This window comes from Microbacterium murale, assembly GCF_014635185.1.
In the GTDB taxonomy this organism is placed as follows: Bacteria; Actinomycetota; Actinomycetes; order Actinomycetales; family Microbacteriaceae; genus Microbacterium; species Microbacterium murale.
This window is the reverse complement of record NZ_BMCM01000004.1, coordinates 399,241-407,047: the sequence shown is the minus strand read 5'-3', so window position 1 is coordinate 407,047 and position 7,807 is coordinate 399,241. Positions and strand designations below refer to the sequence as shown.

General features: G+C 66.5%; 9 protein-coding genes. 5 read left to right on the top strand and 4 right to left on the bottom strand.

Annotation, left to right across the window (positions count from 1 at the left end):
- A partial coding sequence (locus tag IEV67_RS14340) for an integrase core domain-containing protein (RefSeq protein ID WP_188437236.1) occupies positions 1-352 on the top strand: 352 nt, incomplete at its 5' end.
- Positions 353-386: 34 nt separating this feature from the next.
- Here IEV67_RS14340 and IEV67_RS14335 read toward each other — a convergent pair.
- Together IEV67_RS14335 and IEV67_RS14330 are read right to left on the bottom strand one after the other, a co-directional pair.
- On the bottom strand, positions 387-953 hold the full coding sequence (locus IEV67_RS14335; protein ID WP_188437235.1) for a dihydrofolate reductase family protein: 567 nt from the start codon (positions 951-953) through the stop codon (positions 387-389).
- A gap of 56 nt (positions 954-1,009) precedes the next feature.
- A complete protein-coding gene (locus tag IEV67_RS14330; RefSeq protein ID WP_188437234.1) occupies positions 1,010-1,627 on the bottom strand; it encodes a LysE/ArgO family amino acid transporter in 618 nt (205 codons plus the stop codon).
- Between the two features lie 70 nt (positions 1,628-1,697).
- Here IEV67_RS14330 and IEV67_RS14325 point away from each other — a divergent pair, with 70 nt between their 5' ends.
- The gene (locus tag IEV67_RS14325) at positions 1,698-2,585 is read left to right on the top strand and encodes a LysR family transcriptional regulator ArgP (RefSeq protein ID WP_188437233.1); all 888 of its coding nucleotides are present in this window, start codon (positions 1,698-1,700) and stop codon (positions 2,583-2,585) included.
- Positions 2,586-2,609: 24 nt separating this feature from the next.
- Here IEV67_RS14325 and IEV67_RS14320 read toward each other — a convergent pair whose 3' ends face one another.
- Both IEV67_RS14320 and IEV67_RS14315 read right to left on the bottom strand, forming a co-directional pair.
- Complete coding sequence (locus IEV67_RS14320; protein ID WP_229703140.1) at positions 2,610-3,290, bottom strand: YqaJ viral recombinase family protein; 681 nt, start codon at positions 3,288-3,290, stop codon at positions 2,610-2,612.
- 80 nt (positions 3,291-3,370) lie between these two features.
- Positions 3,371-4,735, bottom strand: a complete 1,365-nt coding sequence (locus IEV67_RS14315) for a glucose-6-phosphate dehydrogenase (RefSeq protein WP_188437231.1) — start codon at positions 4,733-4,735, stop codon at positions 3,371-3,373.
- 76 nt (positions 4,736-4,811) lie between these two features.
- Here IEV67_RS14315 and IEV67_RS14310 point away from each other — a divergent pair, with 76 nt between their 5' ends.
- The 3 genes from IEV67_RS14310 to rplL all read left to right on the top strand — a co-directional run bounded on the left by IEV67_RS14310 (position 4,812) and on the right by rplL (position 7,771).
- A complete protein-coding gene (locus IEV67_RS14310; protein WP_188437230.1) occupies positions 4,812-6,602 on the top strand; it encodes a glycoside hydrolase family 15 protein in 1,791 nt (596 codons plus the stop codon).
- A gap of 250 nt (positions 6,603-6,852) precedes the next feature.
- Positions 6,853-7,341 (top strand): 50S ribosomal protein L10, encoded by a 489-nt coding sequence (rplJ, locus tag IEV67_RS14305; protein ID WP_033106588.1) that lies wholly within the window; start codon positions 6,853-6,855, stop codon positions 7,339-7,341.
- Between the two features lie 49 nt (positions 7,342-7,390).
- The gene (gene rplL, locus IEV67_RS14300) at positions 7,391-7,771 is read left to right on the top strand and encodes a 50S ribosomal protein L7/L12 (protein WP_188437229.1); all 381 of its coding nucleotides are present in this window, start codon (positions 7,391-7,393) and stop codon (positions 7,769-7,771) included.
- The last annotated feature ends 36 nt before the right edge of the window (positions 7,772-7,807 follow it).

The window sequence follows — 7,807 nt, the reverse complement described above, 5'->3', positions numbered from 1 at the left end:
GAACGCGGTTCAGATGCGTGGTGACGTCGCCGGCTGCGTAGTTCACTCCGACCGCGGGTCGCAGTTCCGAAGTCGGAAGTTCCTGCGTGCGCTGTCCCGTCATCGACTGGTCGGATCAATGGGACGGGTGGCGTCATGCGGCGACAACGCCGCAATGGAGTCGTTCTTCGCCCTGTTGCAGAAGAACGTCCTCGACCGTCGCTCCTGGACCACCCGCGAGCAGCTGCGCATCGCGATCGCGACCTGGATCGAACGGACCTATCACCGGCGACGCCGACAGGCCGCCCTGGGACGTTTGACGCCCATCGAATTCGAGACCATCATGAACACGACCGTCGCACTAGCGGCGTGACTAGAACTGTCACCTATTCGTGCAGCAGTCCCGCTCAGCGACCGGGCGGCCCGTCCACCACGGTCGGGATGTACTCGAGCAACTGCGTGCGGTGATCGAACGTGCGAGCCTCGACTAGTTCGAGAGTCACGTCCGGATAACCGTCGAAGATGCGGTCGCGTCCGCTCGCGCCCGTGATCACAGGGAAGATCACGACCCGGTAGCGGTCGACGAGTCCCGCGCTCAGCAAGGAGCGGCACAGAGCGATACTGCCGATCGTACGCAGCGGGCGATCCGACTGCTCCTTCAGTCGGCGGACATAGTCGACAGCATCAGTGTCGACGAGCGTCGAGTTCGCCCAGGTGAGCGGTGCATCGAGCGACGACGAGAAGACGTACTTGGGAATGCCGTTGAGCACATCGGTTCCAGGTTCCCCGCCCGCAGTGAGCTCGGACATCACGCGATAGGTCTTCGCACCCATCAGCAGCGGATCGTCCTTTGCCGGGGCGTCGTCGAGCCAGTCGAGGTACTCGGGGCTCTCCATCCCCCACCATCCCGGCCAGCCCACTGCGGAGCCGAAGCCGTCGAGGGAGCAGATGAAGTCGATCGTCAGAGTCTGCATGTCGTCTCCTTCGCTTCGGGCAGGAGTCTAGAACTTTCCCCGGCGGTGCGAAACCCTCACTCGAACAGCGGCACCACGAGGCTGATGGCGATCACGATCATGATGAGCGCGATGAGCGCGTCGAGGATCCGCCACGCGCGCGGGGTGTTCAGCCAGCGCGCGAGCCCGCGTGCACCGTAGCCGAGCGCGGTGAACCAGAGAACACTCGCGAGCATCGCACCCGCGGCGAAGAGCCAGCGCGCTTCGCCGTGCGTCGCAGCGATCGACCCGAGCATCAACACGGTGTCCAGGTACACGTGCGGGTTCAGCCAGGTCAAGGCGAGGGCGAGCGCGATCACGGCTGGCAGTCGTCCTGTCCGCTTCTCGGCGTTCGCGACGCTCAGCGATTGATCGCCTCCGAGCCATGCCCGTCGGGCGGCGAGCAGCCCGTAGCTGATCAAGACCACCGCGCCGAGAACGCGCGCGGCATCGACCAGCCATGGCACCGTCTCGAGCAGGAAGCCGAGCCCTGCGACGCCCGCCGCGATGAGCACCGCATCTGACAGCGCACAGATGACGACGACGACCAGCACATGCTCGCGTCGGATGCCCTGCCGGAGGACGAAGACGTTCTGGGCGCCGATGGCGATGATGAGGGAGAGGCCGAGTCCGAGGCCGGCGAAGAACGAGATCACTCTCTCACGCTAGGGAGCAGGGCGCATTAGCACCAGCTATGCATTCTTATGAGCCATTAGCATGGCTTACATGACTGGTATCTCTCCGGAGCTCGCCTCGACCATCGCGGCGATCGTGGACGAGGGCAGTCTCGACGCGGCCGCTCGTGCGCTGCACATCACCCCGTCGGCAGTGAGCCAACGGCTCAAGAGCCTTGAGCAGCAGCTCGGGCAGGTGCTCATCGTGCGGGGCCGACCGGCAAGGGCGACGGCCGCGGGCGAGTCGGTCATACGAATGGCCCGCCAGATCGCCCTGCTCGAGCATGATGCCCTGTCGGCGCTCGGGCTCGACACGGCCGGCGGCCGTGTGAGCATCCCCCTCGCGGTCAATGCGGACTCGATGGCCACCTGGTTCCTCGCGCCCCTCGCGCGTCTGGCGGAGGAGCACGACATCGACTTCGATCTGCACCGGGACGATCAGACATTCACCGCCCGCCTGCTGGAATCCGGGGAGGTCATGGCAGCAGTGACGTCGGAGCAGTCTCCGGTCGCCGGGTGCACGGTCGCGCCTCTCGGCGTGCTTCGTTATGAGACGATGGCGACTCCCGCGTTCGTGAAGCGGTGGTTCCCTGACGGGGCCACCGAAGCCGCGCTGCAGCGTGCGCCGTTCGTCGACTTCGACCGACGGGACACGCTGCAGCACTCCTGGCTGCGTTCTCGCGGCCTGGACGAGCAGGGCATCCCGCGACACTATGTCCCCGCGTCATACGACTACGCCCAAGCCGTCCTGCTCGGCCTCGGGTGGGGCATGCTGCCAGGGTCGCAGGCGACGGATGCCGCGGCATCCGGTGCCGCGATCCCGCTGGGCGGCGACCCCATCCACGTGCCGCTGTACTGGCAGCAGTGGAACCTGCGATCGTCGCTTCTCGACGCGATCGCGACGGAGGTCATCGCAGAGGCCGCACGTGTCCTGAACTGACGGAAGGCGCTGTTTCGCAGCCGGTCAGTCGGCGAGAGCGAGCGCTCGGAACGCGTCGCGTTCGCGCAGCGATTCGCGACGGCTGGAGGCTGCGGTGACGGCGGTCTCGGGGGGACGCTGTCCTGTGGTGCGGTGGTACAACTCGTCGATCAGGCGCGTCGCGAGAGAGACGAGCTGGCCGATCTCGCGATCGTCGCGATCGATCCACACGCAACGCGGCTCGTCATGGATCGGGCGGAAGCTGTCGTGCTCTTCCCAGACGAACAGGGTGCGCTCCGCGCCGAGCACGTGCTGCTGCCACCAGACCTGGCGCAGATAAGTGCGGGGGATCGTGCGCCAGTTCTTGTTCGTGGTCTTGATCTCGGCGAGCAGGATGCGGCCGTCACTGTCCTGGACGATGCCGTCAGGGGTCGCGAGATGGCGATGCTCGGTCTCGGCGCGGAACAGCGCCGACGACGGATGGATGCCGTGCGTCCCGGCGACCCAGGAGGCGATCTCCGGCTCCCGGCGACGGCCATGATCGGTGTACGCATTGCCGCCGAAGTGCGCGCCGCCGCCGAGCTTCGCATCGGCGGCGCGGATGATCGACTTGTCTCCGGAGAGCCCGGCGACGTCAGTGGCGGTGATCCCTCGGGTACGTGCCCTGAGCCAGGCGACGCGGTCACGGGAGTCCGCGACGATACGAGCCTGCAGTTCGGGAGTCACCATTCGAGATTACCTGTGGGCACGGACGCGCGAGACCAGCCGCGCCGGGTTGCCGCAGGCCCGGCTCCGGCATCCGGAGCTCAGTCGGCCGCCGGCCAGCCCTTGGGCCCATGCGACCCCACGACGTACTCCTCGAGCGGAACCTCGTCGGCTTTCCATGCATCGAGAACCGGCTGAACGATGCGCCAGCACTCCTCAGCTGCGTCCCCTCGCACCGCGAGCACGGGGTCGGCGTCGAGAATGCAGGAGAGCACCTCGGCGTAGGCCTTGAGGGCACCAGGTCCGAGCTCGGCCGACATCGTCGTCCGCTCCAACTCGAACGGGTCCGCTTCGCCGTTGACGTTGAGCTCGAGAGAGATCTCTGCCGTTCCGAGCGAGAACCGCAGCACGGCTCCCTCCGCGTCGCCGCGGAGACCGACGGGCACGTGGCGGACCGGACGGAATCGCACGACGATCTCGCGGGATGGGTCGCCGATGGCCTTGCCTGAGCGCAGCGTGATCGGCACACCGGCCCAGCGGGCGTTGCGCACCTCGAAGGTCGCGGCGCCCAGCGTCTCGGTGTTCCGCGTCGGATCGACATCCGGTTCATCCACATATGACGGGAACGTGCGTCCCTCGACACTGCCGGCGGTGTATCTCGCACGGTAGGAGTAGCGCACTGGGTCGTCATCCCACACCGAGGTCGCCCTCAGCACGGCAGCCGTCGCGGCGCGGAAGTCCACCTCGTCCAGCGTCGCGGGCTCCTCCATCGCGAACACCGCCAGCACCTGCAGAAGGTGACTCTGGATCATGTCGACGAAAGCCCCGGCGTGGTCGTAGTATCCGGCACGGCCCTCCAGGCCCAGGGACTCGTCGTACGTGATCGAAACCGATTCGATGTCCGTCGCCGACCACAGCGGCTCCAGCACGCGGTTCGCGAAACGCACGCCGAGCAGGTTCAGGGTGGTGGAGCGTCCGAGGAAGTGATCGATGCGGAAAACCTGGCTTTCGGGCACGAGGAGAGCGAGGCGCTCATTGAGCGCGCGAGCGCTGTCCTCATCCACGCCGAACGGCTTCTCGAGCGCCAGTACGACGCCCTTCGGCAGATCGATCGATGCCATGGCATCGCACGCCGCGGCCGCGACGGATGGCGGCACTGCGAAGTACAGCGCCAGCGGTGCCTTCTTCTCGCCCAGAAGCGTCTTCAGGTCGTCCGCAGACGTGATGTCGGCGCGGTGATACTCGGTCTCGACCCGCGTCATCGCATCCGCGGCATCCGATGACGTGAACGCGATCTGCACGGCGTCGCGCCACTTGTCGTCCGTCCAATCGTCCATGCCGGCGCCGATCAGCTCAATGGTGCGCTTCGGCTCGGTCATCAGCAGTTGGCCCAACGCCGGCAGCAGCAGCCGGGAGGTGAGGTCGCCGGATGCTCCGAAGATCATGAGTGCGGTGTGCTCGGCCATGCCGCCCACCGTAGTGGGCGCCGGGAGATCGCAACAGGTCTGGATCGCGGATGCCGTCACTGCCAGACTCAGACGGATGCCATCTCCGATCGAAGACTACGCCCTGCTCAGCGACTGCCGCACGGCGGCTCTCGTCTCCCGCGACGGCAGCATCGACTGGCTCTGCCTGCCGCGCTTCGACGCCCCGTCGATCTTCGGCGCGCTGCTGGGAGACCCAACGCACGGATGCTGGACACTGCGGCCGAGCGACGATGAGGCGACGATGCGCCGGCACTACATTCCGGACACCTTCATCCTCGTGACCCGCTGGGAGAGCGCATCCGGTGTCGCCGAGGTGCACGAGTTCATGCCGATGAGCGCGGACCGCACCGACGTGGTCCGGCGAGTGATCGGCATCACCGGCACCGTCGAGTTCACCACCGAGCTGCGGATGCACTTCGACTACGCCAGGGCGCTGCCGTGGGTTCGACAGGTGGGGACCGAGACCGCGCCGGCGCTCCGTGCGACGGCCGGGCCGGATGCCGTGATCGTCCGTGGCGTCGCGCTCTCCGCATCCGATCATGTCCACACCGGCGGAGTCACGGTATCGGAAGGCGAGACGCGCGAGCTCACCCTCACCTGGTTCCTCTCGCACGAGAGCGCACCCCATCCGCTGGACATCGAAGACGCGGTGGCGCGAACCCGCTCCTGGTGGCAGGGATGGGCCAGCGGAATCGAGCATGAAGGACCGCATCGCGAGATCGTGGCGCGCTCGTTGCTGGTGCTGCGGGCCCTTACGAACCGGGATACCGGCGGCATCGTCGCGGCAGCGACGACGTCGCTGCCGGAGGACTTCGGGGGCTCGCGCAACTGGGACTACCGCTACGTCTGGTTGCGCGATGCCGCGCTGACGCTCGAAGTGCTCATCACCCACGGCTTCCTTCCTGAGGCCCAGCACTGGCGACTGTGGCTGCTGCGCGCGGTCGCAGGCGACCCGGCCGAAGTGCAGATCATGTACGGCATCGCGGGGGAGCGCGACCTCGCCGAGCGCGAGCTCGTCGGGCTCCCCGGATACCGAGGGGCCTCGCCCGTGCGCATCGGCAACGGCGCCGTCGATCAGTACCAGGGCGACGTGATCGGCGAGGTGCTCGTCGCGCTCGAGGCAGCCCGGATCGCGGGGCTCGAGGAGTCCTCGTTCTCCTGGCCCCTGCAGCGTGCCCTGCTCGAACGCGTCATCGCCGGAATGGAGCGTCCGGACAACGGCATCTGGGAGATCCGCGGTGAGCCGCAGTGGTTTACCCACTCCCGCGTCATGATGTGGGCGGCCCTCGATCGCGGCGTCCGTGCGGTGCGCGAGCACTCCATGGCCGGCGACGCCGAACCCTGGGAGGAGATGCGCGATCGGCTGCGCGCCGAGATCAACGAGCGGGGAGTGCACGAGGACGGATACTTCGTGCAGCACTACGGTTCGGACGAGGTGGATGCGTCGCTGCTCGTGCTGCCCCAGGTCGGTTACTGCGCGGCGGATGACCCACGGATGATCCGCACCGTGGCGCAGATGGAGCAGACGCTGCTCCGCGACGGGCTGCTGATGCGCTACCGCACGACGACCGGAGTCGACGGTCTCGCCGGTGGCGAGCATCCATTCCTGGCTTGCAGTTTCTGGCTCGTCGAGCAGTACGCCGCGAGCGGGCGCGAACGGGATGCCGAGGCTCTGATGGCGCGTCTGGTCGCCCTGTCGAACGATCTCGGCCTGCTCTCCGAGGAGTACGACGTCGACGGAGCCAGGCACGCCGGGAACACTCCGCAGGCGCTGTCGCATCTCGCGCTGGTCCGCGCGGCTGATGCGCTCGGCGGGCACTCCGGCCGCGCCGCCGACCGTCACTGAGCGGCGGAGCCCTCGATTTGGGGGACAGGCCGGGATGCCGTATTCTTGGATCAACCGAAGACCGCCGGTCGTCGTGATGTGCGCAAGCGCAGCATGATCGAAGCACTGCTCAGCAGGGGCCCGCGCAGGTGTCACGAACAGTTCTCAAAGCTCCGTGCGCTTGCGCCGGAGCTTTTTTGTTTGGCTTGTGGGGTGGTCGAGGTCGATGCCCCACCACCGTGCGGCATCTCGTACCCACCAAGGAGTGACCATGGCGCAGAAGGATGCATCGGTTGCCGAGCTCACGAAGTCATTCGAGAACTCGAACGCCGTCCTGCTGACCGAGTACCGCGGTCTGACGGTTGCCCAGCTCAAGGAGCTGCGTAACAGCATCCGTCAGGACGCTGAGTACGCCGTGGTGAAGAACACGCTGACCAAGATCGCCGCCAACAAGGCCGGCATCTCTGCGCTGGATGACGACCTCAAGGGTCCGTCTGCTGTCGCATTCGTTCATGGTGACTTCGTCGCCACTGCGAAGGCTCTTCGTGATTTCGCCAAGGCCAACCCGCTTCTCGTGATCAAGGGCGGCGTGTTCGAGGGCAACACCCTCACCGCCGACGAGGTCAACATGTACGCCTCGCTCGAGAGCCGTGAGGTTCTGCTGGCGAAGGCTGCGGGCATGATGAAGGCGACGATGGCGAAGGCTGCGGCCACCATCGATGCTCTTCGCGAAAAGCTGGAGACCGCACAGGCCGCGTGAGCGACCGGCGATCTCTTTCCACAAACCCCATCAATCTAGGAGATACATCATGGCGAAGCTCACCACTGAGCAGCTGCTCGAGCAGTTTGCAGACCTGACCCTCGTCGAGCTCAGCGAGTTCGTGAAGGCGTTCGAGGAGAAGTTCGACGTCACCGCCGCTGCCCCCGCGGCCGCTGCTGGTGCCGCTGGCGCAGGCGCTGCTGAAGAGGTTGAGGAGAAGGATTCCTTCGACGTCATCCTCGAGGCTGCCGGCGACAAGAAGATCCAGGTCATCAAGGCCGTCCGCGAGCTCACCTCGCTCGGCCTCGGCGAGGCCAAGGCCGTCGTCGACGGTGCACCGAAGGCCGTTCTTGAGGGCGCCAACAAGGAAGCCGCTGAGAAGGCCAAGGACGTTCTCGAGGCTGCCGGCGCTTCTGTGACTCTGAAGTAACAGCGTCTCAACGCTTTTATGAATGCCCCGGGCTGA